Source organism: Pedobacter ginsengisoli, assembly GCF_002736205.1.
Taxonomy (GTDB): Bacteria; Bacteroidota; Bacteroidia; order Sphingobacteriales; family Sphingobacteriaceae; genus Pedobacter; species Pedobacter ginsengisoli_A.
This window is the reverse complement of the sequence record NZ_CP024091.1, coordinates 1,556,640-1,582,652: the sequence shown is the minus strand read 5'-3', so window position 1 is coordinate 1,582,652 and position 26,013 is coordinate 1,556,640. Positions and strand designations below refer to the sequence as shown.

General features: G+C 34.6%; 23 protein-coding genes. 13 read left to right on the top strand and 10 right to left on the bottom strand.

What is annotated here, in order from left to right; translation table 11 throughout:
* The first annotated feature begins 56 nt into the window (after window positions 1-56).
* The 12 genes from CPT03_RS06455 to CPT03_RS06405 all read left to right on the top strand — a co-directional run bounded on the left by CPT03_RS06455 (window position 57) and on the right by CPT03_RS06405 (window position 12,891).
* Entirely contained in the window at window positions 57-923 is an 867-nt protein-coding gene (locus CPT03_RS06455) for a hypothetical protein (protein ID WP_099438072.1), read from the top strand.
* 132 nt (window positions 924-1,055) lie between these two features.
* Window positions 1,056-1,907, top strand: a complete 852-nt coding sequence (locus CPT03_RS06450) for a sugar phosphate isomerase/epimerase family protein (RefSeq protein ID WP_099438071.1) — start codon at window positions 1,056-1,058, stop codon at window positions 1,905-1,907.
* A 467-nt stretch (window positions 1,908-2,374) separates the two neighbouring features.
* Window positions 2,375-3,493, top strand: coding sequence for a formylglycine-generating enzyme family protein (locus tag CPT03_RS06445; protein ID WP_245869991.1), 1,119 nt, complete (start codon window positions 2,375-2,377; stop codon window positions 3,491-3,493).
* A 196-nt stretch (window positions 3,494-3,689) separates the two neighbouring features.
* The gene (locus tag CPT03_RS06440; protein ID WP_099438069.1) at window positions 3,690-4,553 is read left to right on the top strand and encodes an RNA polymerase sigma factor RpoD/SigA; all 864 of its coding nucleotides are present in this window, start codon (window positions 3,690-3,692) and stop codon (window positions 4,551-4,553) included.
* 92 nt (window positions 4,554-4,645) lie between these two features.
* Window positions 4,646-7,048: a heavy metal translocating P-type ATPase gene (locus CPT03_RS06435; protein ID WP_099438068.1), complete on the top strand. Its 2,403-nt coding sequence runs from the start codon at window positions 4,646-4,648 to the stop codon at window positions 7,046-7,048.
* Complete coding sequence (ccoS, locus tag CPT03_RS06430) at window positions 7,039-7,221, top strand: cbb3-type cytochrome oxidase assembly protein CcoS (protein ID WP_099438067.1); 183 nt, start codon at window positions 7,039-7,041, stop codon at window positions 7,219-7,221. The genes CPT03_RS06435 and ccoS overlap by 10 nt, the downstream gene beginning before the upstream one ends.
* Before the next feature lie 69 nt (window positions 7,222-7,290).
* Complete coding sequence (gene ccoN, locus CPT03_RS06425) at window positions 7,291-9,402, top strand: cytochrome-c oxidase, cbb3-type subunit I (protein WP_099438066.1); 2,112 nt, start codon at window positions 7,291-7,293, stop codon at window positions 9,400-9,402.
* 7 nt (window positions 9,403-9,409) lie between these two features.
* Window positions 9,410-9,577: a hypothetical protein gene (locus CPT03_RS22890; RefSeq protein ID WP_172954144.1), complete on the top strand. Its 168-nt coding sequence runs from the start codon at window positions 9,410-9,412 to the stop codon at window positions 9,575-9,577.
* The gene (locus tag CPT03_RS06420; protein ID WP_099438065.1) at window positions 9,574-10,371 is read left to right on the top strand and encodes a cbb3-type cytochrome c oxidase N-terminal domain-containing protein; all 798 of its coding nucleotides are present in this window, start codon (window positions 9,574-9,576) and stop codon (window positions 10,369-10,371) included. The genes CPT03_RS22890 and CPT03_RS06420 overlap by 4 nt, the downstream gene beginning before the upstream one ends.
* Before the next feature lie 2 nt (window positions 10,372-10,373).
* A complete protein-coding gene (gene ccoG / locus CPT03_RS06415) occupies window positions 10,374-11,774 on the top strand; it encodes a cytochrome c oxidase accessory protein CcoG (RefSeq protein ID WP_099438064.1) in 1,401 nt (466 codons plus the stop codon).
* A 5-nt stretch (window positions 11,775-11,779) separates the two neighbouring features.
* Window positions 11,780-12,208, top strand: a complete 429-nt coding sequence (locus CPT03_RS06410; RefSeq protein WP_099438063.1) for a FixH family protein — start codon at window positions 11,780-11,782, stop codon at window positions 12,206-12,208.
* Window positions 12,205-12,891 (top strand): sulfite exporter TauE/SafE family protein, encoded by a 687-nt coding sequence (locus CPT03_RS06405; protein ID WP_099438062.1) that lies wholly within the window; start codon window positions 12,205-12,207, stop codon window positions 12,889-12,891. The genes CPT03_RS06410 and CPT03_RS06405 overlap by 4 nt, the downstream gene beginning before the upstream one ends.
* A gap of 11 nt (window positions 12,892-12,902) precedes the next feature.
* Here the strand turns inward: CPT03_RS06405 and hemN are convergent, their stop codons facing one another.
* The 4 genes from hemN to CPT03_RS06385 form a co-directional block, all read right to left on the bottom strand.
* The gene (gene hemN, locus CPT03_RS06400) at window positions 12,903-14,267 is read right to left on the bottom strand and encodes an oxygen-independent coproporphyrinogen III oxidase (RefSeq protein ID WP_099438061.1); all 1,365 of its coding nucleotides are present in this window, start codon (window positions 14,265-14,267) and stop codon (window positions 12,903-12,905) included.
* The gene (locus CPT03_RS06395; protein WP_099438060.1) at window positions 14,257-14,730 is read right to left on the bottom strand and encodes a lactate dehydrogenase; all 474 of its coding nucleotides are present in this window, start codon (window positions 14,728-14,730) and stop codon (window positions 14,257-14,259) included. The genes hemN and CPT03_RS06395 overlap by 11 nt, the downstream gene beginning before the upstream one ends.
* A gap of 81 nt (window positions 14,731-14,811) precedes the next feature.
* Window positions 14,812-15,873, bottom strand: coding sequence for a response regulator (locus CPT03_RS06390; RefSeq protein ID WP_099438059.1), 1,062 nt, complete (start codon window positions 15,871-15,873; stop codon window positions 14,812-14,814).
* Complete coding sequence (locus CPT03_RS06385) at window positions 15,873-17,063, bottom strand: PAS domain-containing sensor histidine kinase (protein WP_099438058.1); 1,191 nt, start codon at window positions 17,061-17,063, stop codon at window positions 15,873-15,875. Before CPT03_RS06385 ends, CPT03_RS06390 begins: the two co-directional genes overlap by 1 nt.
* A gap of 129 nt (window positions 17,064-17,192) precedes the next feature.
* Here CPT03_RS06385 and CPT03_RS06380 point away from each other — a divergent pair, with 129 nt between their 5' ends.
* Window positions 17,193-19,019, top strand: coding sequence for a hypothetical protein (locus CPT03_RS06380; protein WP_099438057.1), 1,827 nt, complete (start codon window positions 17,193-17,195; stop codon window positions 19,017-19,019).
* 12 nt (window positions 19,020-19,031) lie between these two features.
* On the opposite strand, the gene CPT03_RS06375 is transcribed toward CPT03_RS06380, so the two are convergent.
* From CPT03_RS06375 to CPT03_RS06350, 6 genes are all read right to left on the bottom strand, one after another.
* Entirely contained in the window at window positions 19,032-19,289 is a 258-nt protein-coding gene (locus CPT03_RS06375) for a helix-turn-helix domain-containing protein (RefSeq protein WP_099438056.1), read from the bottom strand.
* A 174-nt stretch (window positions 19,290-19,463) separates the two neighbouring features.
* Complete coding sequence (locus CPT03_RS06370) at window positions 19,464-21,458, bottom strand: sensor histidine kinase (RefSeq protein WP_099438055.1); 1,995 nt, start codon at window positions 21,456-21,458, stop codon at window positions 19,464-19,466.
* 80 nt (window positions 21,459-21,538) lie between these two features.
* Window positions 21,539-21,973 (bottom strand): hypothetical protein, encoded by a 435-nt coding sequence (locus CPT03_RS06365; protein WP_099438054.1) that lies wholly within the window; start codon window positions 21,971-21,973, stop codon window positions 21,539-21,541.
* A gap of 352 nt (window positions 21,974-22,325) precedes the next feature.
* Window positions 22,326-22,673: a hypothetical protein gene (locus CPT03_RS06360; protein ID WP_099438053.1), complete on the bottom strand. Its 348-nt coding sequence runs from the start codon at window positions 22,671-22,673 to the stop codon at window positions 22,326-22,328.
* Window positions 22,674-22,881: 208 nt separating this feature from the next.
* Window positions 22,882-23,973 (bottom strand): helix-turn-helix domain-containing protein, encoded by a 1,092-nt coding sequence (locus tag CPT03_RS06355; protein WP_099438052.1) that lies wholly within the window; start codon window positions 23,971-23,973, stop codon window positions 22,882-22,884.
* A gap of 63 nt (window positions 23,974-24,036) precedes the next feature.
* Window positions 24,037-25,989, bottom strand: coding sequence for a polysaccharide biosynthesis protein (locus CPT03_RS06350; protein ID WP_099438051.1), 1,953 nt, complete (start codon window positions 25,987-25,989; stop codon window positions 24,037-24,039).
* Window positions 25,990-26,013 lie beyond the last annotated feature (24 nt).

The following is a 26,013-nucleotide window of genomic DNA, read 5'->3' as shown; positions in this document are numbered from 1 at the left end:
CAATCTAATATAAATTATATTTTTAAGATCACTTAATAAATTTTTATATTAATGAGATGAATAAATTAGTCTACGCCCCATTATTACTAATATCTATTTTAAGTGGGTTTACATTAGTAAAATTGCCGTTAATCATCCTTCAAAAGGGATTAATTGTTGATCTTGATGCTGATAAAGGCGTTGTTGTAAACGAAGAAAATAAAGTGGAGAAATGGATAAATCAAGCCTTAACACCTGTTGTTAAAGAGTTTGTTAAACAAGATGAGGGACGAAAAGTGAAAGGCTCGGGGATGCCTTCTTTAAGAAATAAGCTTTCAGAATTAAACAACCACAATACAATTGCTTTTAACAAACAAGAACTTATTGCCCACAATGAGGATGCGTTTGACTATTTGATAAGAGGGAGCGGATACACCTGGTTTTGTATTTTAAGGGCTGGAAAGCAATTAGGGGAGCTAAAAGATGTAAATTCTTTTTTTGGCAATTTAAAGAATGGGGGAAATTATGAAGGTATATGGGCTGGACTTAATGACGACAATAGTATTTGGATGGGTAGCAGAAATGGAGTAACATTTGGTAGATGGGATGATAATAATCCACGTGTTACTGCTAATTCTATACTTAAAATTGATAAGTACTACCTGCTAATAGGCAGAATGGGCAAAGGAACTGATACAGTTACACTTGCTTTGTACTTAAACAACGGCACTTCACCTATTGTTAGCCATCCTTTTCCGGTCAATAAGTTAGCTAATTCTTCAAAACTAGCTATTGGACAGGAACGTAATGCCGTAGAGCACCCTGGTACAGAATCCTTTATCGGCGATATTTCAAGATTTCTTCTTTATGATCGTCCATTAAGTAATCGAGAGTTAAGTAAAACAGCACAGATGCTTAAAAAAATGTATGGCATTATTGACTAGCGAACCATTAATATTATAAAATAAGTCTCAATAATTACGCAAACTTTGCTCTGAAAACTTGAAAAAATTTAGTCTATTGAAGTTAGAACTAAACAATATTAAAAGCTAAATTCGAAAATAAGTGAAAATATTATGACTACAAGAAGAAATTTTTTGCAAAAAGGAATATTAGGGCTAGCCTCAACTAGTTTAGTAAGCATACCAACTGCTTTTGCCACATCTGTTAAATCAGAAACCTCTAAAGGAAAACCGGACCCTTTTAAATTAGGTATTGCTGGCTATAGCTTTATTAATTTTAATTTGGATGAATCTTTAAAGATCATGAAAAAAGTTGATGTACATTATCTATGTATTAAAGACTTTCACCTACCATATAAAAGTACAGTTGAAGAAATAGCTGCATTTCATGCTAAACTTAAAGAAAATAATGTAACTGGCTATGCAGTAGGACCTATATACACTAAAACAAGAAAAGAAATAGATGATGCATTCGACTATGCCAAAAGAGTTGGTGTTGACTTGGTTATAGGTATCCCATTACATGACGACTTGGACTACGTTGCCCAAAAAACAAAGGAATATAATATTCGATATGCAATCCATAATCATGGCCCGGAGGATAAGCTATATCCAAGTGCTGAAAGTATTTACAACCTCATTAAAAACCTTGACAATCGCATTGGAATATGCTTTGATATGGGACACAACAAAAGAGATGGACGTGATTCGGTGGCCGATTTTCAAAAATTCTCTAAACGTATCTTTGATATGCATTTAAAAAATGTAACTGCTGCCACAAAAGATGGTTCCACCTGTGAGCTTGGCCGCGGTATAATTGACATCCCGGCGTATGTAAAGATGCTAAGAAAGGTAAACTACACCGGTTCATGCAGCTTAGAATATGAAAAAGACATGAAAGATCCATTAGCGGGAATAGCGGAATCCATTGGATATTTTAAGGGTGTTTGTGATGCCACACGATAAGTAGAGACTTACACTTTTATTGGTTGTGATGGTACTTGTAACGGGTATATTTTGTAAAAATCTCGTAATGTGACATCCACAACTGTCCCAATAAACATTAAAATTCGGGCATAATTCATTTAAAATCCTGCAATGAAATAGAGAATAAAATATTAAAAAACCATTAATCAAACATAATGTATTAATTTAAATAAATAAATTCAATATATTGATTTATAATTATTTAAAATATAAAAAATAAACCTTAACTTGATCCTCCTTACAGAACCAAATATAATTTCGACAACCTAATATTAGGTCAACAGGAAGCACTAAAAATATTAGCAATAGAGAATAGCGATTTCCTTAAGCTATTTACCATCCTTAGGATTAATTGGCTATCTTCGTTAGAAATGGACAAAGTTAATTTCACAATAAAAGTATCCCCTTTATTCGCCAAAAATTACAGTAGTAAAAGACCTCTCCTATTGTTACCCATTTTTTTGGTGCTCTCCTGCAATCCGATCAATAAATCTGAAGGAACAAATACTGCTAATCTTAATAAGGCTGAGTCATGCTCCGATAATTTACCAAGCAGGTATGGTATAGCAATGCACAGTCAGCAGGATTCTTTGCTTTCTTCGACTTCAAGAAGCTCTGTTAAAGGAATGAAGTGGATTCCAGCAGGCACATTTTTAATGGGTGCAACTGACAATGAGGGGCGTACAGATGAATACCCTTCACACCTGGTCAAACTAGATGGCTTTTGGATGGATGAAAAAGAAGTTACTAATGCTGAATTTACCCAATTTGTGAAGGCCACAGGTTATAAAACAGTAGCAGAGAGGACACCTGATTGGGAAGAAATTAAAAAACAATTACCTGCAGGAACACCAAAGCCATCAGAGGATTTGTTAGTAGCTGCTTCCCTAACATTTAACCCTCCTTCCAGGCCCGTTCCTCTTCACGATGCATCTCAATGGTGGGCGTGGACGCCCGGAGCAGACTGGAAGCATCCTGAGGGGCCAAAGAGTAATTTAAAAGGTAGAGATAATTATCCGGTTACCCAGGTTTGCTGGGAAGATGCAAATGCTTATGCAAAATGGGCGGGTAAAAGATTGCCTACTGAGGCCGAATGGGAATATGCAGCAAGAGGAGGACAGAAAAACACAATATATCCCTGGGGAAATGAGCAGGTTGAGATTGGAAAACCCAAAGCAAATACCTGGCAAGGAAGCTTTCCGGATAAAAATACAGACTGGGATGGGTATCATGGCTTGGCACCAACAGGATCATTCCCTGCCAATGCATATGGCTTATTCGATATGGCCGGCAATGTTTGGGAATGGGTTTCAGACTGGTACACAAACGATTACTACGAAAGCCTGAAAGCTAAAACAGTTATTAACCCAAAAGGACCAACAACGAGTTTTGATCCTGATGAACCTACAGTTCCAAAGAAAGTAACCCGGGGTGGGTCGTTTATGTGCAATAGTTCATATTGTAAAGGCTACAGGGTAACAGCAAGAATGAAATCATCCCCCGACACAGGTTTGCAAAATACTGGCTTCAGATGTGTAAAATCCAAATCCGGTTCTGAAAAATAAATTGGCCGATATATAAGAAATAATTCATCCAAGTCCATAAATTGAAGAATAACGTTTTGTATCAAAGTAAAATATTACAGGAGATCAGAATAATAAATTGCATTAATTTTCTAAAACAGGAGAATTTACTAAAGAATAGGGCTAGCCATTCATTAAAACGTTAGTGTCCATAGATTTGCTTTCATTAAATACTAAAATGAGAGCAATAAAAATTCAAAGACTAATAACAAATCGCGACGATGTAACCAGACGTTATTTCAATGATTTAGAAAAAATGCCACTAGCCAAAGTTGAGGAAGAGGTAGAGTTAGCTATGAAAATTAGAAGTGGTGATCAAGCCGCTCAGGATAGACTTGTTATTCTTAACTTACGTTTTGTTGTGTCGGTCGCAAAAAAATACTTGGGCAATGGCATAAGTCTCAATGATCTTATAAATGAAGGTAATATTGGTTTAATTAGTGCTGCTTCTCGCTTTGACGAAACAAAGGGATTTAAATTCATTAGTTACGCAGTGTGGTGGATAAGACAAGCCATTTTAGCAGCCATTTCTAATTGTGATAGAACAATGAGATTGCCACAAAACCAAATTCTTAGTGTTACTGGTATAAATAAATCAAAAGTCAAACTGTTAATGCAATTGGAGCGTGAACCAACTTTACAGGAGTTAGCAGATGATACAGGATTTAGTGTAAAACTAATAAATGAACTCACTAATATATCCAGACGTTGTAGATCGCTCGATGAAGAAATAAATGATGAAAGTGGTTCAACACTTCTTGATCTCATAGCAGACAATAATCCAGATATAAATCCAGATCAAATGGAAAAATCATCTCTGCTGATAGAACTAAGGCGCATAATGAAAGTCAAACTTACTAAAAGAGAATGCTATATTTTGGAGAATTTTTATGGGTTAACTGCTAGTGGACCAATTGATATGGACACTATTGCAGAAAACTTAAAGATTTCCAAAGAACGCGTTAGACAAGTTAAATATGGTTCTTTAAATAAACTAAAGATGGTTGCGCAAACTAAGTTACTTTTTCAGCACCTATCATAATTAAAAAAATGATGTATATCATTTATTAAGAAGATTAGGATCACTATTGTACTTTATATAAATATTGAACTTTGACGCATACTTTTTAAGAGATGCTAAAAGGAAGCCTAATTTTATCAGAAGAGCATTGTTTTCATTGTGGAGAGGATATTATAAGTCAGGAATATATCCAGAATAACAAAAAATTTTGCTGTTCAGGATGTAAAACCATCTATGAAATCTTAACGGAGAACAACCTCTCCAACTATTATCTTTATAACAAGGTCCCTGGAAAAACTCAAAGTAAGTTAACTTCAAATTTCGATTACCTTGATGTTAAACAAATTACTAGAAAGCTGATTGATTTTGAAGACGATAGTAAAACGATTATAACATTATATATTCCTGCCATCCATTGTAGTTCATGTATTTGGTTGTTGGAGCATATTCATTTACTGCAACCTGGTATATTGCAATCAAGAATTGATTTTCTTAAAAAACAGGTTTCACTAACATTTAAAAACAATAAAATTACTTTAAAGCAAGTTGTGCAACTCTTATCTTCAATTGGTTATGAACCATTAATAAGTTTACAAGATGTTGTAAAAAACAATAACTCCAGAAAGACGGATAGAACTCTTATAACAAAAATTGCAGTAGCAGGTTTCTGTTTTGGCAATGTTATGTTATTAAGTTTTCCAGAATATTTTGGCCTTGGTGATTTTGAGCATGAATTTAAGGATTTTTTTGGATGGCTTAACCTGGCATTTTCTTTACCTATTGTTTTATATAGCGGAAGAGATTACTTCTTTTCTGCATGGACAAATTTAAAAGCAAAAAGATTAAATCTGGATTTCCCATTAGCACTTGGTATCCTGGTTATGTTTTTTCGCTCACTATACGAGATCATATCACATACAGGAGCAGGTTTTGTAGATACACTTTGCGGATTGGTATTCTTTCTATTAATAGGAAAATGGATGCAGGTAAGGACTTTCCATCACATTTCCTTTGAAAGAGATTATCGTTCTTATTTTCCGGTAGCTGTAACTGTAATTAATGAAGAAATTGAAAAACCAACTGCTCTTGGTGACTTAAAAATTGGCGACAGAATCCTAATACGTAGTCACGAAATTTTGCCTGCAGATGCCATTCTACTTAAAGGTGATGCCGAAATTGACTTCAGCTTCGTAACAGGAGAATCTATTCCTGTAAAAAAAACATTAGGCGAAATTATTTATGCCGGGGGCCGACAACTATCAGGTTCAATTGAAATGGAAGTATTGAAACCCGTATCGCAAAGCTACCTGACCCAACTCTGGAACAATAGTGCTTTTATTGAATCCAAAAAAAAGATTAAAACATTTAGTGATACAGCCAGCAGATATTTTAGTGTTATACTACTAGTAATAGCTCTAAGTTCTGGTATTTTTTGGCTTTATTCAGATTCATCTAAAGCACTTGCTTCTTTTACCGCCGTTCTAATTATAGCTTGTCCTTGTGCATTAGCTTTGAGTTCACCTTTTACATTAGCGGCAGTATTATCTGTTTTTGACAAAAACAGATTCTATTTGAAAAATACTTCAGTTGTTGAAGAACTGGCGCGTATCAATACCTATGTATTTGACAAGACGGGAACGATAACTAGTCCAGATGCCGCCACACTTTCTTTTAACGGTAGTATAAGTGAGGAACACATGCAGCTAATCAGTGATCTTGCCAGAAATTCAGGGCATTTACTGAGTCGTGAATTAACAAAATTTATTAATAAACCTAAATTATTTCCTGTAATAGAGTATACTGAAAAGATTGGAAGAGGTATCAGTGGTAAGGTTAATGGAAATTACGTAAAATTGGGAAGTTCTACCTTCCTTAACCTTCCGCTGAAAAACTCTTCCCCAAGTAGTTCAATCCATGTGACGATCAATGATTTTTATATGGGCTATTTTACAATCAAGCAGCAATGGAGAAATGGTTTTAAAGAACTAATGCTAAAATTAAGTATCTGGGCAGATTTACATCTACTCTCAGGGGATCATGATCACGAAAAAGCAGAACTAATCCCGTTCTTTGAAGATACCAGAAAACTGCATTTCAAACAATCGCCACAAGACAAACTTGATTATATACAGCAACTTCAAAAGGAAGGTAAGAAAGTGTTGATGTTTGGTGATGGCCTTAACGATTCAGGGGCATTAAAACAAAGTGACCTTGGTGTTGCTATAACAGATAATATCAATAATTTTTCTCCAGGCTGTGATGCTATATTGGATGGCATATCATTTCATAAAATACCACAATTTATTCAGCAAGCTAAAGATGGTGTTAAAGTAATTAGACTTTCTTTTATTCTTTCCCTGATGTACAACGCACTAGGTTTATACTTTGCAGTTCAGGGCTTATTATCTCCATTAATGGCAGCAATACTAATGCCCATAAGTACCATTACAATTATCCTGTTTACCACAATATCAGTAAGGCTCTTTGCCCACAAAAATAAATTATTATGGAAATGATCTATTTTCTTATCGGTTGCAGCATTTTGTTAGCAATGATATTTCTTGTGGCTTTTTTTTGGGCAATTAAATCCGGCCAGAATGACGACACCTTTACTCCTGCTGTTAGAATCCTTTTCGATGATGAAATGATGGAAAAGGAAAGAGAAATAAGTGACGAAGATCATACTTAGCTAAAATCTTGATCACACATCGCCATAAACCACAGCAGTAATTTTACAAGCGTTAACTATAATTTCAATATGACTGAAAAATTCTATTACGACAATAAGATCGTCAGGAACTTTGCCGTAGCCACCATCGTTTGGGGGATAATTGGCATGACAGTAGGGCTTCTTGCTGCTATGCAGCTCTTTAAACCCGAATTAAACATGGGTTCACAATATACTACATTCGGCCGAATCAGACCTTTGCATACAAATGCTGTAATTTTTGCTTTCGTAGGTAATGCTATTTTTATGGGTGTTTATTACTCTTTGCAGCGACTATTAAAAGCCAGAATGTTTAGTGATATACTCAGCAAAATCCACTTTTGGGGCTGGCAGCTTATAATTGTTTCTGCGGTCATAACGCTTCCTTTAGGTCTTACATCCTCTCATGAATATGCAGAATTGGAATGGCCAATTGACATTGCAATAACCATAATTTGGGTTGTATTTGGGATAAACATGTTTGGTACCATTTTCAAAAGAAGAGAGCAGCATATGTATGTAGCTATATGGTTTTATATAGCAACCTTTGTTACAGTAGCTGTTTTGCATATTGTAAATTCGTTTCAATTGCCCATATCCATATTTAAAAGTTACTACTTGTACGCCGGAGTTCAGGATGCTTTGGTTCAATGGTGGTATGGCCATAATGCAGTGGCCTTCTTTCTGACCACCCCTTATTTGGGAATGATGTATTATTTTCTTCCTAAAATGGCTAACAGGCCTGTCTATTCCTATAAACTAAGTATTCTACATTTCTGGTCACTTATATTCATATACATTTGGGCAGGCCCCCATCACCTTTTATATACTTCTCTCCCATCCTGGGCGCAGTCATTGGGTGTCGTATTCTCAATCATGCTTATTGCTCCAAGCTGGGGAGGTATGATTAATGGTTTACTGACCTTACGTGGAGCATGGGATAAAGTGAGGGAAGATGCTACTTTGAAATTTATGGTGGTAGGTTTAACTGCTTATGGCATGGCCACTTTTGAAGGACCAATGCTTGCTTTGAAACAAATTAACGCTATAGCGCATTACACCGACTGGATTGTAGCACATGTACATGTTGGTGCATTGGGATGGAATGGTTTTTTAACTTTTGGAATTCTGTACTGGTTAATACCAAGAATATACAGAACTCCTTTGTATTCCAAAAAGCTTGCAGCATTTCACTTTTGGATAGGAACACTTGGCATCATTTTCTATGCCGTGCCACTTTACTTTGCCGGCTTTACACAGGGGCTGATGTGGAAACAGTTTACTGAAGATGGGATGCTAAAATATCCTAACTTCCTTGAAACCGTATTACAGATCATTCCAATGTATGTATTGAGGGCAGTGGGTGGTGCAATGTATTTAATAGGTGTGATTGTAATGACCTATAACATTATTAAGACTGTACAAGCAGGGAAACTCCTCGCAAATGAGCCTGCCGAAGCGCTTCCGCTTTCAAAAGCTTACGAGCCATTAGGTACTGACAAAAAACTCCACAGAGCACTTGAGCGAAAACCTATGGTATTTATGGTACTTTCTTTAATAGTAATCTTAATTGGGGGAATGATTGAGATGATGCCAACATTTACAATAAAATCTAATATTCCAACCATCAGCAGTGTAAAACCATATTCTCCTTTGGAATTACAGGGCAGAGATCTTTATATCAGGGAAGGATGTGTAAGTTGCCACTCTCAAATGATTCGCCCTTTCAGGTCGGAAACAGAAAGATACGGGGAATATAGTAAGGCGGGAGAATTCGTATATGATCACCCATTTCTATGGGGTTCTAAACGTATTGGCCCTGACTTAGCAAGAGAAGGTGATAAATATTCAAATGCTTGGCACTTCAATCATTTACTAGATCCTCAAACCATGTCTCCGGGTAGCATTATGCCTCCTTATGAATGGTTGATTAACCAAAAATTGGATACAACTACCACTATTGCAAAGATTAATGCAATGCGTACACTTGGGGTTCCATATGAACTTGGATTTGAACATAAAGCGAACAATCACCTTAACAATCAGGCAAAGGAGATAGCTGCAGACTTGCGCAAGAGTAATGTGCGGGTCCAAAGCGACAAAGAAATTATTGCAATTATTGCCTATCTGCAAAGATTAGGCGTGGACATTAAAGCTAAATAGACCTAAAATGTTTAAACAATTTTTAAATCAGGTAGATGGTAGCCAGGTATATTTAATAACCTCACTTGGCATATTCCTATTATTTTTCATTATGGTGGCAGCCTTGCTTTTGATAATGAAAAAGGACAAAATTAAGTACATGAGTGAATTACCCTTAAATGACGATGCACAATGACAGATCTATTTATTTGGGCTTTACTGATTACTGCAGTATTGCTCCTTGCAGTCTCAATTCTGCTTTTAAAGGTTATAAAAGTATACGTAAACGAAAGCCTAAATCCTACTGAATTTAAAACACCTGAAGAAAAGAGGCTAAAACGTCTTGAGACTGAGGCTATCGAAGCAGCAAAGCCAAAAAAAACATCAATTTGGTCAAAAATCATGGGTTTGAGGCCAATAGCTGAAGAAAAGGATATGGTTATGGAACATCAATTTGATGGAATTGCAGAATTGGATAATCCTACTCCCGCCTGGTTTATGGTGCTGTTTTATGGAACTATTATTTTTGCTGTTGTTTACCTGTTAAGTTACCACGTATTTGGGGTAGGTATCCTGCAGGAGGAAGAATATTCAATAGAATTAAGACAGGCTGAAGATGCTAAAATAGCATTTCTGCAAAAACCAGGTAGCTCTGCAAATAAAATAAATGAAAGTAATGTTGTGCAATCAAATGATGCAGGTGTGCTTACTGCTGGTGCAGGGCTTTTTAAAACTGCCTGCGCCCCTTGTCATGGCGAGCATGCAGAAGGTTTAGTCGGTCCAAACTTAACCGATGAGTTTTGGCTCCATGGTGGTAATATTAAGGATATTTTCAAAACGATTAAATATGGAGTTCCCGACAAAGGTATGATAGCGTGGGAGAAAAGTCTTAAGCCAAAACAGATTGCTGATCTGGCCAATTACATTTTATCTCTTAAAGGCAGTAAACCAGCAGGAGCAAAAGGGCCACAGGGTGTAAAACAAGATTAAAAATGTCACAAACACCAGCACATTTCAGAGACCAGTTGTCTACTCTTACAGATGATGGTTCAAAAAGAAAGTGGATTTATCCGAGGATACTAAAGGGCTCACTATATAAGTACCGCTCTGCGGTAAGCTACTTTTTCCTCCTACTGCTTTTTAGTGCGCCATTTGTAAAATTAAATGGAGAGCAACTGGTGCTTCTGAATGTATTGGAAAGAAAATTTGTCTTTTTTGGAATTGTTTTCTGGCCACAGGATTTTTATCTCTTTGCGTTAGCTCTTCTAATTTTTATAATTTTTATTGTATTATTTACCGTAATATTTGGAAGAGTATTCTGTGGCTGGGCATGCCCTCAAACTATCTTTTTGGAAATGGTATTCAGAAAAATTGAAAACTGGATTGAGGGAGATCACAATCAACAGAAAAAATTAGATGCGGCTCCATTAAGTTTTAATAAGTTACTAAAAAAAACACTGAAGCATTCTATTTTTTTCTGTATTTCATTCCTGATCTCAAATAATTTTCTTGCTTACCTGATCGGCTCTGATAAACTCATTAGTATCATTATTGAACCCATTAAAAATCATCTTTCAGGATTTATATCAATATGGGTCTTTTCACTTATATTTTACCTCGTGTTTTCGAGAATGAGAGAGTTGGTTTGTACTGTTGTGTGCCCATATGGTAGATTGCAAGGAGTTTTACTAGATAACCAAAGTATTATTGTTGCTTATGATTATGAACGTGGTGAACCCAGAAAAAAGATAAATAAGGAGGAAAATATTCAGTCTGGGGGTGATTGTATTGATTGCAAATTATGCGTTCAGGTTTGTCCTACAGGAATAGATATAAGAAATGGTACTCAACTGGAGTGTGTTAATTGCACTGCATGTATAGATGCCTGTGATATGGTGATGGTAAAAATTAACCGGCCCTTAAGACTTATTGGTTTTAAATCTGAAACAGAGATTAAGGATAAAACAGGCTTTAAGATCAGCAAAAGGATATATGGTTATAGCGCTATACTGGTCATTCTGACTATTATACTCTCATTTCTGATTATAAGGCGTACTGATGTACAAACAACCATTTTACGAGCAAGCGGCACACTTTATCAAATTAGAGATAAAAACCAAACAGTAAGCAACTTATATACCGCAGAAATGGTAAACAAAACAGGTAAGGCTATTGAATTTGAAATAATACCCGACGATAAAAATGCGCAGATTCAGTATATCCAGAAATCTAATATGATAGCGTATGGCAGTAGTGTTAAAGTAACCTTCTTTGTAATTATGCCACTAAAAACAATAAAAGAATATAAAAGTAAAATTAGTTTTAAGCTGCTCTTTAAAGGAAAAATAGTAGACAGGTTTGAAACTACATTTATAGCACCTTCAAACAATTAACCACTATGAATTGGGGTACCAAATTAATAATTGGAATGTTATCATTTATCGTATTTATAGTAATACTAGGCATTATCATGATGCGTAGTGAAACCGATGCGCTTATTGATACTAACTACTATGAAAAAGGATTAAAATACGACAAAGAGTACTTACAAAAAGAACAAGTAATAAAAGATAATGCCTTGCCAACAATACAATTATTAGGTCAGGACATACACATAACATTTAAAACTGAGGCTTCAGGATCATTAAGAATAATTCGCATGGCAAAAAAGAGTATGGATAGGCATATGGATTTCAATACTGGCAACAATAAAACCTTAGTGCTAAGATCCCATGGTTTAGCAAAAGGACAATGGAAATTTATTTTACAATGGAAGAATAGCAGTGGTGGTGCTTATTTAAATGAACAGGAAATTTTAATACCATGAGTAATGAAAAGTTAGCATTTTTTATTGGATTACTTGGCTCTGTTCACTGCATTGGCATGTGTGGACCATTAGCATTTGCTGTTCCATTTAAACACTCAGGATGGGGTCATTTACTTTGGAATAAATTGATTTATCAATTCGGCCGTATTATTTCCTACTGTTTTTTAGGTGCTTTGGTTGGTTTAATGGGGAAACAAATATGGCAGGCTGGACTTCAACAAGGTATCAGCATACTTACCGGTGCTTTAATTATACTTGCAGCATTTTCAAGATTATTTAAATTCTCAGTCATTAAAGGAACTCCATTAAAAATATTAAGCCCTTTTAACAAAGTATTTAGTTATGCTTTTAAGCATAAATTAAATCATCTGATAATTGGAATAATAAATGGGCTACTGCCTTGTGGTTTCGTTTACCTCGCCTTGGCAGGAGCATTAAATACAGGAAGTATTAAACAAGGTATCATTTACATGTTCTGGTTTGGTGTTGGTACGGTGCCACTAATGTTAAGCGCAGCAATTATTGTTGGTTTCTCAGGCTTTACTTTTAGAAATACCCTCAATAAGATAGTCCCCTATATCATGCTGATTCTCGGGTTTTGGTTTTTATTAAGGGGATTTGAACTAAACATCCCCTATTTAAGTCCACAAGCACCTAATTCCAGTCTAATGGAATGCAGATAAGTAAAGCTTGATTAATCTGCTACACTAAATAGCTGCTCATTTGGCACATTTTCCCAAAGTCTCGCATCAAAAGCCATACATATGTTTCTTAAAAATCTCTTCCCATATTCGGTAACACGAACATCATGTTCTGAAAGCAATACCAGGCCGTCTTGAGCAAGCCATTTAACTCTTTCAATACTTTGCGTTACATTTTCATTCATTTCTTCAGGATTCTTCCATGATGTATATCCTTTACACATTAAATTCAAAATATGCTTTCGAATTACAAGATCCTTATCATTTAAAATGTGTCCCTTTGTTATTGGTAACTCTCCAGCGCCGACGATACGAATATATTCTTCAACATTTTTTACATTCTGAGCAAATGCAGTCCAGCAATCACTTATAGATGAAACACCCAACCCAATTAAAACACGACTAAATTGTTCAGTATAGCCCATAAAATTTCTATGCAGTTTACCATTTAATTCAGCATAGTATAAACTGTCGGTTTTTAATACAAAATGATCCATACCTATCTCTAAATATTCACCAGCTGTAAGTAAGCGTCTTCCCATCTCATATAAGTTCTTTTTCATTTCAGCAGACGGTAATTCATTCTCCGTATATTTACGCTGACCGGGTTTTATCCATGGAACATGAGCATAGCTGTAAAAAGCAATTCTATCTGGTTTTAATTTTAGCACCGACTCGATTGTTTTACTTAAACCATTTACCGTTTGAAGTGGCAACCCATAAATCAAATCATAATTAATTGATTGATAACCAATCTCTCTTGCTTTCTTTGTTATTAGTTCAACTGATTTATAAGTTTGAATTCTATTAATTATAACCTGTACCTTTTTATCAAAATCCTGAATACCCAGACTTAATCGCCTAAATCCTAATTCATATAGAAGAATCAGATGTTCCTCGGTTGTATTATTAGGATGACCTTCAATACTAAAAGCAGCATCCTTGTGTAGGGATGATGATCCAATAAGGCCATTAATTAGTAATTCCAGGTTCTGAGGGCTAAAGAAGGTCGGTGTTCCACCACCAAGATGTATTTCTTTAATTTGAGGCTTGAAACCAAGATGAGCACGATATATTTCCCATTCTTTTAAAACGGCATTAATATAGGGGATTTCAACACCATGATTTTTAGTAATCCTTGTATTACATCCACAATAGGTACATAAACTTTCACAGTATGGTAAGTGCACATACAAACTGAGCCCCTCCTTACCTTTATCGGAGGTATCAATAAGATTATTTAGCCACTTATTTTTATTAAACTCTTCTAAATTCCAAAATGGCACAGTTGGATAACTTGTATATCTTGGAGCAGCAACACGATACTTATCGTCGTTGTTTATGCTTCTATTTATCATTCACCCTGATTTTTAGATTAGCCTTGTGGTTACTTCTTTCATCGCAGGCTCTGGAACATATACACGCATCGCCTAAACACTTCCTGCCTTCCCACCTATCTAGATTATTGATAGTTTCCATAGCGAGCACCATAGGAATTTCAGTTTCATCAACGCCGCTTAAAGCTAACGCAGGAACGCTTGAGATCTTAATATTTTGTTTATCTGCTTCTTGCCTATCTATATGTGAGCTATCAATTGATCTGGTAGCAATATATTTAATACCAAAATCAGCTAACTTATTAATTACCTTAGCCGATACATCATCATCTGTAAAAACAATTACAGCATCCTTTCCTTCTGCGTAAAATATAGTTTCTACCGACAATGAATTGGATATCAGCGTAATTTCATGCTTTTTGTGATTAGCTATCGCCAGGGGCTCCTTTTCTGTCGATTTAATACTATATGCTATAACTCTCATTCTTTTGAATTTATCTATCAAAATTAAACGGTGCTACCCTTTTAAAGAATGAGATTGATCACCTCAATTTAGTGATCTTCGTCAGTTTTTCATATTCTGAAGTCTTGAATGGTCAAGAATTAAGATCTGGCTTCCTTTTCGTTCAATCAGTTCCTCGTCCTTAAAGTCGCTTAAAATCCGACTAACAGTCTCGGTTGCCATTCCAGCCATAGCAGCTAAATTATCTCTGGATATAGTTAATAAAGAAGCACCAGAAGTAAGCTCTTGATTGCTAATTAAACGTATCAATACATCTGCCATCCGCTTTCTCACAGAATGATACGCCAGTTGGATCAACTGTTCTTCCTTATCTAATACATTATTCGCCAAAAGCTTAATAAACCGACTTGCAACTGAAGGGTATTTATTTAATAAAGGTTCTAACAAATCTTTTGGCAACAAGCATAACGATGTATCCTCCATGGCCTCACTTGTTTCATGATAATTTTCATTTGCAAGCAATGCAGCTACACCAAAATACTCATCGGGTTTATAGATCCCAGTTAATAATTCTCTTCCATCATTGGCAACCTTAAAAGTTTTAACCCTCCCTGTAATTACAAGATAAATACCATTTACCGTATCTCCTTCATAATAAATAACCTGCCTTTTTTTTATTTGCCTTACTTTTCTCTCAGAAATTACTTTTGTAAGTTCTTCAAGTCCCTTGTTGTTGTTTAAAAGGTTATCTAATTTATCAAGCGACTCACTATATAAACTTTTTTGCAGCTCCCTTTTCTTTAGCCTGGTCTCAATAGCATTTAAAAGTTCAACATCATCAAATGGTTTAGTTAAATAATCATCAGCACCCATTTCCATGCCTTTTCTTATATCAATTCGCTCAGTTTTTGCTGTTAAAAAAACAAATGGTATAGCAGCGGTTTCAGTCTTTTTACCCAAAAGGTGTAAAACACCATAACCATCAAGTTCTGGCATCATGATATCACACAAAATCACATCTGGCAGGTACTGTGTTGCTAATTCAACTCCATTTTTACCATTTTCAGCCTGAAATACTTCATAATTTCCAAGCATCAAAATCTCTGCAGTACTTTCCCTGATGTCGTTATTATCTTCAATAATAAGTATCCGTATCTTCTTCATCAATTCTGTTTATTAAACGACAATGTAAATTTTGTTCCCTTATTAAGCGTACTTGTAAAACCTACAAATCCCTTCATCAAAGTTGCATATCTCAGCACAATATTTAAACCTAAACCTGTCCCCGGAATATTCCCTGTATTATTTGCTCTGAAAAAAGGTTGAAAAAGTTCCTTCTGATCTAATTCAGGGATTCCGATTCCATTGTCATTAATGGTGACTATGCATTGGTTATCAGTAATCTCAGTATTAAATTCAATAAAAGTATGTTCCCCTGAATATTTAATTGCATTCGATATTAAATTGATCATACAGTTTTTAAGAAGATTTTGGTCAAGATAAACCATACTTTCCAAACCTGTATGCTGATAAATTATATTTTGTTCTTCTTTGGCTATCATTTGCATCTCTTCTGTTATTTCTTCAGATAGTTTTACCAGATCAAATAATTGAAAAGAAGGTTCAACATTGCCAGCCTCCAGGCGTTCCAATGAAAGAAAATCATTCAATATAGTTGTCAAATTTCCAACAGCATTTTTGATTTTACTTACATGCTTTCTTATATTATCATTATCATATGGCGCAGCATATTTTTCAATAAGAACTGAAGACAATTGAATGGAACTTAAGGGAGTCCTAAATTCATGTGAAGCCATTGAAACAAAACGACTTTTCAGCTGATTCAATTCCTTTTCTTTAACTAAGGAAATACTTACTTCTTCTTTAGCCATACTCAATGCCTGAACCAATTCTTTTAAAGACTTTGTCCGATCGTTAACCAAATTTTCCAATTCTGCTGCATGTTCCTTTAAACGCTGTTCAGCTTCTTTTTCTTTCGAAAGATCATGAATAAATCCTGTATAAATAGTTCGATGATCATAATGAACTTCACTCACTGCTAAGCGAAAAGGAAATGTAGTACCATCTTTACGTAAACCTTTAACCTCTCTTCCCTTACCAATAATTCGCTTTTCACCCGTGCTTTGATAACGATGAAGATATCCATCATGCCCACTTCTGTCTGGCTCAGGCATTAACATCGAGATGTTATTTCCAATGACTTCCTCAGCAGCATAGCCAAAAAGCTTTAATGCAGCAGGGTTTAGACTTTCTACAATACCTCGGTCATCAATAGTAAGAATTCCATCAATTGCAGTTTCAATAATTGCCTTAAGCAACTTACCTCCATCCATAGTTTCTCTTTATACAAATGTAATAAAACGCGATACAGCTCAATACCACCAAAATCATCTTATTTAGTGACCATGGTCATATTTTGCAAATGCTAATATAATTCTCTTTGCTAAATAAAACAGTTACTTATGCAACACACTTTTCACATTCCTGTACTTGGATTAGGTTATTCAATTGATACTCCATTAAAAGTTGCCAAATATGGTATATCATCCGTTGTCTCTATTGTAGATGATGAACTTATCGAACGAATGAGGAAATACCATGCTGATAGAAATGGTGAAGTTTATAATTCTATACCTAAGGAAGTACCCAACAGCCGTGCCTTAAGGATTACAAGATATTTAAATCTGTTAAATGGATTAGTTAATAAACAGGTAATTGAAATTAAAACTCAGGATTTTGAAAATCAGAACGATCTAAATAAATACTTTGAGCTGTTACCTGAAAATTCTATTCTAAAATCAAAATTCATTCACATGAAGCAATTGCCTCAGGGAGATGAAAAGAAGAAAATTCAGAATTACCTGAAAAAAAGTATTGTTGCAGGAAATATTGACGTAAACATAATGTCAAAAGTAGATAAAGCAAATCATCATAATGGTATTTATACAGGCGATGAAAATACTGACGCCTTAGCAGCATTACGTGGTTTTGCAAATAGTAACCTTAATTCATCTGTTATTATATCGGCGGGTTTAAATCAAAGATTGTATGCTTATATGGAGACTTTTATTGATTTTTTCCCAAATGCAGAAGGTCACTTTACAAAAAAAATAATATTAAAAGTTAGCGACTATCGTTCGGCCATCGTCCAAGCGAAGGTACTTGCAAAAAAAGGTCTTTGGGTATCAGAATTTCGTATTGAATCTGGTTTAAATTGCGGAGGACATGCTTTCGCTACTGATGGATTACTTATGGGACCAATACTTCAGGAATTTAAAGAAAATCGATTGGAATTGTTTGCAGAATTGTTTCAGATTTATCTAAATGCACTTAAAAGTAAAAGTATCTATTTTGATATGAACTGGAAACCTCAGCAAAGAGTTACATTTCAGGGAGGAATAGGCACGGCCGAAGAACATCAGTTCTTAATTAATTATTACGAGCTAGATGCAGCAGGCTGGGGAAGCCCATTTCTTCTAGTACCTGAGGCAACAAATGTAGATGAGCATACTTTGGATGACCTAGCCAATTCCCAGGAAAGCGACTTCTATCTGAGCAACGCTTCTCCCTTGGGAGTTCCCTTTAACAATTTCAAGAAGAGTTCTGCAGAACTTCAAAGAATAGAAAGAATTGCCAAAGGGCGTCCTGGAAGTCCATGTACAAAAAAGTATCTCTGCAGCAATGTTGAATTTACCACAGAGCCTATATGTACAGCTTCCAGACAATATCAACGACTCAAAATAGAACAGCTAAAAAATCTAGGTCTTGAGTCTAAGATATTAAAGAAAAAGATTGATTCCATTACTGAAAAAACCTGTTTGTGCGAAGGTTTGTGTTCTTCAAACTTCTTAAAATTGAATATTCTAAAACCCAAAGAGAATAAAGCTGTGAGTATCTGTCCAGGACCTAATATCGCCTATTTTTCTAAGCAATATAGTTTGGCTGAAATGGTTGGACATATTTACGGACGAAATAACTTGTTAAAGGGAATCAACAGGCCTAATATTTTTATTAAAGAACTTGGACTTTATGTAGATTATCTGAAAAAAGATTTAGAAAATTTCTTTTCAGATTTAGAAGTAAAACTTGAAGATTACAGCGCTCAGTTAAGTTTATTGAATTCTAAAAAATCTAAATACATTACTAAATATTATAATCAGCTAATTGAGGGGATAAACTACTATAATAAAATTACCGTTATGCCTGATTTGAGACACAAGATCTGGGATAGCGATCAAATGAAAAAATTTGATGATATATTTAATAATTTAATGCTTCTAAAATTTTAAAGCAATAATTATTTATATAATACCAAGGCCTTCCGTTATTTCATAGAGCGTGCTCAGGCTAAAACAATATGTTCCACTTAACCACTTATTGATTGTAGACTTATCTTTTCCCATTATCACAGCAAATTCTTCTACAGAGATCTTTCTTAACTCTAATACATTCTTAATAGCAATAGCTAGTTTAACTGATCGTACTTGTTCTTTATATTCTTCCAAATCTACATTAACATTTAAGAACCGAGACTTTATACGTCTTTGATGTTTTTTCATGGTATATGTTATTCGTAAGCGTATGTCAGTAATAGTACCAAATAAATAAAAAACAAAGAAAGAGCCTTCTCTTTACTGAGAATGAAGGTGTTTGGTCTTATTATTGTTTTTTAGTGAAGATTTATGAGGTAAATGAACAACTATATGCGAAAAAAATACCATACTTCACCGGCATTAAGCAGCAGGGTTACTTGAATTATCCTTTAAAAAAAAGTATAATTCAACTTCATTCCCTATAATGTTCTGTTGTAGTTGGCTCCCATTTGCTTTCATATATTCCCTACATAACTGCAGGCCCAATCCAGTTCCCGATTCATTGGCAGCACCGGCTACATCTGACCTTCGCCTGTCCTTTTCTCCACCTTCTAATGCACTTTTTACAGCAGCCGGATTTAAAACCACATTATGAACTGCAACCCTAAGCCCCTTGGGTTGTCTTTCCAGGTTAATTGAAATTGTATTATCCTCCGGCGAAAACTTAACTGCATTGTCTATCAAATTTCTTAAAATAAGCTTTACCTGATTCTCATCAGCATACACCATACTTCCTTCGTTTGCATTAAGTTCCAATCTAATATTTTTCGACTGTGCTATGGGCTCATACACCAGCATTAAAACTTCGGAAAGTTTCTTTAGATCGAATTCTGTAAATTGCACACTTACCTGATTCATTTGGTCTTTCGCCCAAAATAATAAGTTATCAAGTGTAAGCCGCATCTGATCTATATTCTTTCGATTCGCATTAAGCAACATTTTGAGTTCTTCAAAGTTTAACATTCCCATATCTTTCAAAGAAAATATGCTTATTAAACTATTAAAAGGTGTTCGCAGATCATGAGCCACAATAGAAAACAATTTATCTTTTACCCTATTTGATGATTCAAGCTCAACAATTGTCTCACTCAATTTTAATGTTCGTTCTTCCACAACATGTTCCAATCGTTGGTTCTGAGTTTGGACAAGTTCCATGAGTCCTTCCCTTGCCTCTCTTTCACTGCTAATTAACATACTATACCTATCTCCTAATGCAAATGCTAACAATAACATTTCTATAGTTGTCGTAATCGGAAAAATCTCAAAGGTATAGTCTCTTAATTCGAGTATACCAAATAGATTTAAGTTAATCAGAACTATACCACTTACCCTAAAAAGCCACGCAACAATATAAAATTTAGCAGGACGATGCCCTTTATTCCATGATACTATACCTACTGCCCCTAAACCTAATGAGATAAAAAGAGTAGTGTATCGTATCATGGAGGCTGCTGTACTTTTGTAACCCAATAAACTCACAATCATTAGCGCCAATGCAAAACTCATCATAAAATAGTACACCGGTTTAACACGGGGTAACAAAGCATCTAGATTCAGAAATTTCCATGAAAACAAAATACCCGCCATAGATGATAGCGCCAGAAAGAAATGTGGGTACTTATATATTATTATTCTGAAATCATATTCGAACAAATAAGCATATCCCCTTAAATATAACACTAAATAAACAAAGCCAGCGAGAAGATATAATCCATAAAAAAGATACATCTTTTCATGCAAACTTATATACAGGAAGATATTTAATAATAGAAGAGTAATAAGCACTCCTATGTAAATAGATTCAATATGCTGCTTTAAAGCAGAACCTGCTATATAAACTTCATGACTTATAAGCTTAATTGGTACAAGCATGAAATTATTTGTTTTAATGCGAAGATATACCTCATTCAAATCGTTTGCCTGATCTGGTTTCGATAAAGAAAATATAAAATTATTTTTCGCAATTACGCCTTCAATTTCATTGCTAAGGCTACCAGACTTTATTACCTGTGCTTTTCCATTAATGCCAGTAGTATAACATTCAACAATTTCCAGATTTGGAACATCTACTACAAGAAAACTACCTGAACCAGTAGTGTTTTGGTAAAGTATTCTTATCCAGAAAGTCGATTTACTATTCCCAAAATTAAGAATATCATCTTTAGATTGTTTAAACTTATCTGCCTGATATAGCTTCTTAACCTCATTTAAAGTAAGTTCACCGGTCTTATCTTCCAGATATATCAGTTTCTTGCCTATATTCTGATAACTCTGCTTATCAAGCTGGATAACACCTTCATTTGCAACTGAAGACAAAGAAAGTGACAATAACAGGATTAAAGCAAAAAATCGCATGAAGGCTTGGTTAAGCTGCTAATTATTTCATTATAGCACAAAAATTTAACTAAAATAACAAATAAATATTTTAGAAGGTATTAATTCTGTAATTTAAGTCCAGAAATACCAGTTACAGTTTCATCTTCCTTATTTTTTCCCTTCTTTCCCTTTTTCTTCTTATTATCTCCGTTTAAACGTTCCTCCTGTAACTTATCAAATTCGGCTATCTGATCTCCCTTTAATATATTTTTGATGTTATCATTTGTTTCATTCTGAAACTTATAGAATTTTGTTACATCATCTTCCTTAGAGGTACCTGCCTGTTGCTTTTTCACAAGCTCAAGCTGCTGTCTGTACATATCAAATACATAGTTATAGATTACACTTTTCTGAGTAGGACTTAGTGCCAACCGTTCGTTCAATTCATCTATATTTTTAACTGTTAATTCCTGAGCAGTTGGAATCTTTTTTTGAGCATTTGCCAAGGTACTAAAGGTCAAACCAAACAATATTAGTAAAATGTATGTTTTCATCAATCTGAATTTCTTGTGCAATTTAGAACTTTTTTATCAAAATAACGCTTGCATAGAGATCTATATATTTATTTGTCTTAATCTAAAGCGGTATAAAAACCAAATACCCTAACTCAAAACTGCCGAGCCGGAGAAGGATAATTTTGTTTTAATTTGAAAAGGAGAAAGAGGTTCCTTAAAAGCTAAAAAAGACTGAGGCTTGGGTTAATAAGGAAAAGCCAATTTTTAAGAATGTTTGCTAATAATCAAAAGGATTAGGCTAAGACACCTAAATATCACCACATGATTATTGATTATCCCGATAAGAATATATGGAAACGGCCCATAAATTAAAATAAAAAAAGCCCTTTGCTTACGACAAAGAGCTTTTTCTTACTAATTTTTTATAATCCTCTAATAAGGCAATATATTTTTCCATCCAGTAATATACTGAATTGGTATGATCTGACTGTCCCTCATTTTTATACTGGATTAAATCTTCTTTAAAACCAAAACCACTCAGTTCTCCTTCAAAATCATGTGTAAAATCATAATTTATGACTTTTCCGATCTCAAAGATCACGTCCGTATGAAGTTTTTTTTGTCTAAACCAATTGTACAGGGTCCGTCTATTTACCTGTAAACGTCTGGATAGTTCACTAATATTTACATTTTGTCGTCGAACAGCTAGTTCAACAATCTCACCGGCGTTATGTTCCATAACCTCAATAATTAAATAGTTATCAAATCAAACGTTAGGGACGTTTTTAATGTAGTAGCTTTTAAAGTTTAAATCTGGAAAGTTCTAGTGAGTCTGAGCATCAAAATAAAGGTTCTAAAAATCTTACAGTCAAAGATATTTAACAGAAAGAAATACGTGAACCTACTCATTGTCATAAACTTACTTTTAATGACCAAACTTTTTATAATCAAGTAATATATATAATAACCCCACTTACTTCCATGTTTTCATTATGCCAAAGATTCACCATACACTTTAACCGATGTCCATTGTTTATAAAGTAATAAGTCCCCACACAATCCTCTATTTTTCCATTATTCATTTTCTTTTTAAATGTGATAAGATCAGGACTGTTTTCTGTAAATGCATCAAGAAAATTCAACCCAACCAGAGTGCTCCCCTGAAAATCAAATTCTTTCATCCATTGTTTCGATGCCAATAAATAATTCATTTCCAGATCAAACATTGCAACAGGTAAAGGAAATTGAGTTATCAGAATTTTGTTCTTTTCATCAATATCAGTCACCAAAGCTCTTTTCCCTGTTTTTTCAACTTTACTCTTTTTATAGCGATTATAACAAAGCGTATAGTTTGCAGGATTTGAAAAACCAAGCATAAATGCCATTTGCTTTTTACTGCAGCCTGTTCTGCTAATATATTGTTCAGCAAACTCCATCTGTAATCGTCTGAAATATAGGTAAGGGCTCGTCTGGTAGGTAGTTTTAAAGTCGCGCATTAATTTTGACGCAGAAATATTATGTAAAATGGATAGATGCTCAATCTTAGGAAAACCAGATAAGATTAACGTGCCCAGATAATCTGCAATTTGATGGCTCTTGTTACCGGCGGTATCATGGCTCAAAATTGTTTCCTGATTCATATGAAATTGATCAGTTAAGAATTTTTCATCTTCTGAACCAGATAAGTTTTTATTATAGATATTTGCGAAAAAACCGACTACATTTCCATTTTCTATATCAGGATAGTAAATTATAGTTACCGGACATTTTTGGCCATTTATCATCTTAATTTCTGAATTATACTTTTGCAAATGACCTTCTAGGACCTTATTCACGTATGGCAGGTGGTATTCATGAAAGTGACCATTAAACAAAACCCTTAAGCTAATTATGCCTAACAATTCCTCAGGAGTTTTACCACACCATTTAAAAAATTCATTATTTGCAAAACGACATACCAAGTCTATGTCCCAATAAGACCATAAACTAATTTCCGCACAAACTTGCATAACGGAAATTTCTTTAAAACTTGATCCCATATAATTTGCTTTTATTATTTCAATATTTCTTAGGTAGACATATAGATATAAAAAGCAGTAATCTTAGCTCACTCCTGGTTCAACACTAACATCCATTAGATCCCCAGTTTCCACATTTACGACTTCAATACTTTGATAGTTAACATTCGTACTTACATATTCAGGAACAATCTCCTTCATTTTTCGAACCACTTTTTGGTCATCATTTAAGCGATTCAATGTTAGTAACTCTTCTATTTTTCGTTGTACATAGTCGTATGGGTAATAAATTACATTTGATATTTTAATTTTTTCATGATAAGTTGGAAGTACCTTTTCGGTTTTATTTAACAACTCTTCATACAGCTTTTCACCAGGTCTTAATCCGGTAAAACAAATTTTAATATCAGTGTAAGGCACAAACCCAGCTAACTTGATCATATTTATGGCCAAATTCAGAATTTTGATTGGCTCGCCCATATCAAAAATAAATATCTCCCCTCCTTTGCCCATTACAGAGGCCTCCAGCACTAATTGCACTGCTTCTGGAATGGTCATAAAATATCTGGTAATGTTTGGATCAGTAACAGTAACGGGACCTCCTGCCTCAATTTGCGACCTAAACCGTGGAACAACTGACCCATTTGACCCCAGTACATTTCCAAATCTGGTCGTAATAAATCTTGTTCTATGAACTACATCATTTTGATAATTTTGTAACGACTGAATATAGATTTCTGCGATTCTTTTTGATGCGCCCATAACATTCGTTGGTTTAACAGCCTTATCAGTTGATATCATGATAAATTTTTCAACATCATAATCAATTGCCAGATCTGCGAGATTTTTAGTACCCATCACATTAGTTAAAATTGCTTCAGAAGGATTATGCTCCATCATCGGTACATGCTTTAAAGCTGCTGCGTGAAATATTATTTCAGGCCTATAAGTCTCGAACAAGTTTTTGAGTCTTCCGTAGTTTTGAATATTTACTATAAACAATTCACAAACATTACTCTTAAAAGTATCTTCAATTTCTAACTGCATTTCATGTAGTGGCGTCTCTGCCTGATCACATAAAATCAATAGTTGCGGATTGCATTTTAAGACCTGACGAACAATCTCCGAGCCTATAGATCCGGCAGCACCAGTAATCAAAATTCTCTTACCTTTAAGTTCTGACTTAATATTTTCTCCTTCCATATTAATCGGATCCCTTTGCAACAAATCCTCAATTCTCAAATCAGGAAGTTGGCTTAATTTCAATTTTCCTTTCAACCAATGATTTGAAGCCGGGACAGATATAATTCTTATTCCACATTCCATACATCTTTCTATCGCAGCCTTTCTTCCATCAATATCCAAGCAGTCTTCGGCAACGATCATTTTCTCTACGCCATACTTGTTTTTTAAGTCTTGGATAGCATCAGAGCCATATACCCTTTTTTGTTCTATATGTTTATTCCTACGATCGGGATTATCATCTATAAAGCCCAGTATCACAAAATTTCTTTCTGAAGAGGAGTCTAGTCCTTGCTTAATTAATAGCGATGCCCTATCCGCTCCATAGATTAAAAGAACCTCATTGGCTACAACTTCAAGATCTTTTAGGTAATGAAACAACTGCTTTACGCCTATCCTAAGTGCAATAAGCATAGAAGCGGAAATAAAGAAGTTTATAATTAACATTGGAATAAACCACTTATTATTAAATTCAAAATAAGCAGATAAAAATAGATAGGTCACTGCTTCAAACACTAAACTAGCCAATAGTACGGCCTTGAATACGCGGAAAATATCATCAACACTAGAGTATCTAATTATTCCGGTATGTATTCGCATACTTACAAAAACCCCGATAGTGATTAAATTGTAAATACCCACATACAGAAGAAAGCTGTTGCTAAATACTTCGTTTAAATCCTCTTTTTGAATTACAAGTAATGATGCAGCAAGAGAGATTGTTACAATAAGTTGATCTATAAGTAGAATCAGCCATCTTGAGTATACTTTTTCGCAAAATAGAATTTTTTTCATGTCATTAAACGTTAAATAGATGAA

Coding starts and splice junctions, on each gene's coding strand:
- CPT03_RS06405 (WP_099438062.1), top strand. CDS start 12,205: ATGAGTAATGAAAAGTTAGCATTTTTTATTGGATTACTTGGCTCTGTT.
- CPT03_RS06375 (WP_099438056.1), bottom strand. CDS start 19,289: ATGAAAAAACATCAAAGACGTATAAAGTCTCGGTTCTTAAATGTTAAT.
- CPT03_RS06410 (WP_099438063.1), top strand. CDS start 11,780: ATGAATTGGGGTACCAAATTAATAATTGGAATGTTATCATTTATCGTA.
- ccoG (WP_099438064.1), top strand. CDS start 10,374: ATGTCACAAACACCAGCACATTTCAGAGACCAGTTGTCTACTCTTACA.
- ccoS (WP_099438067.1), top strand. CDS start 7,039: ATGGAAATGATCTATTTTCTTATCGGTTGCAGCATTTTGTTAGCAATG.
- CPT03_RS06380 (WP_099438057.1), top strand. CDS start 17,193: ATGCAACACACTTTTCACATTCCTGTACTTGGATTAGGTTATTCAATT.
- CPT03_RS06435 (WP_099438068.1), top strand. CDS start 4,646: ATGCTAAAAGGAAGCCTAATTTTATCAGAAGAGCATTGTTTTCATTGT.
- CPT03_RS06455 (WP_099438072.1), top strand. CDS start 57: ATGAATAAATTAGTCTACGCCCCATTATTACTAATATCTATTTTAAGT.
- CPT03_RS06355 (WP_099438052.1), bottom strand. CDS start 23,973: ATGGGATCAAGTTTTAAAGAAATTTCCGTTATGCAAGTTTGTGCGGAA.
- CPT03_RS06440 (WP_099438069.1), top strand. CDS start 3,690: ATGAGAGCAATAAAAATTCAAAGACTAATAACAAATCGCGACGATGTA.
- CPT03_RS06390 (WP_099438059.1), bottom strand. CDS start 15,873: ATGAAGAAGATACGGATACTTATTATTGAAGATAATAACGACATCAGG.
- CPT03_RS06450 (WP_099438071.1), top strand. CDS start 1,056: ATGACTACAAGAAGAAATTTTTTGCAAAAAGGAATATTAGGGCTAGCC.
- ccoN (WP_099438066.1), top strand. CDS start 7,291: ATGACTGAAAAATTCTATTACGACAATAAGATCGTCAGGAACTTTGCC.
- CPT03_RS06365 (WP_099438054.1), bottom strand. CDS start 21,973: ATGAAAACATACATTTTACTAATATTGTTTGGTTTGACCTTTAGTACC.
- hemN (WP_099438061.1), bottom strand. CDS start 14,267: ATGATAAATAGAAGCATAAACAACGACGATAAGTATCGTGTTGCTGCT.
- CPT03_RS06350 (WP_099438051.1), bottom strand. CDS start 25,989: ATGAAAAAAATTCTATTTTGCGAAAAAGTATACTCAAGATGGCTGATT.
- CPT03_RS06370 (WP_099438055.1), bottom strand. CDS start 21,458: ATGCGATTTTTTGCTTTAATCCTGTTATTGTCACTTTCTTTGTCTTCA.
- CPT03_RS06385 (WP_099438058.1), bottom strand. CDS start 17,063: ATGGATGGAGGTAAGTTGCTTAAGGCAATTATTGAAACTGCAATTGAT.
- CPT03_RS06360 (WP_099438053.1), bottom strand. CDS start 22,673: ATGGAACATAACGCCGGTGAGATTGTTGAACTAGCTGTTCGACGACAA.
- CPT03_RS06420 (WP_099438065.1), top strand. CDS start 9,574: ATGACAGATCTATTTATTTGGGCTTTACTGATTACTGCAGTATTGCTC.
- CPT03_RS22890 (WP_172954144.1), top strand. CDS start 9,410: ATGTTTAAACAATTTTTAAATCAGGTAGATGGTAGCCAGGTATATTTA.
- CPT03_RS06395 (WP_099438060.1), bottom strand. CDS start 14,730: ATGAGAGTTATAGCATATAGTATTAAATCGACAGAAAAGGAGCCCCTG.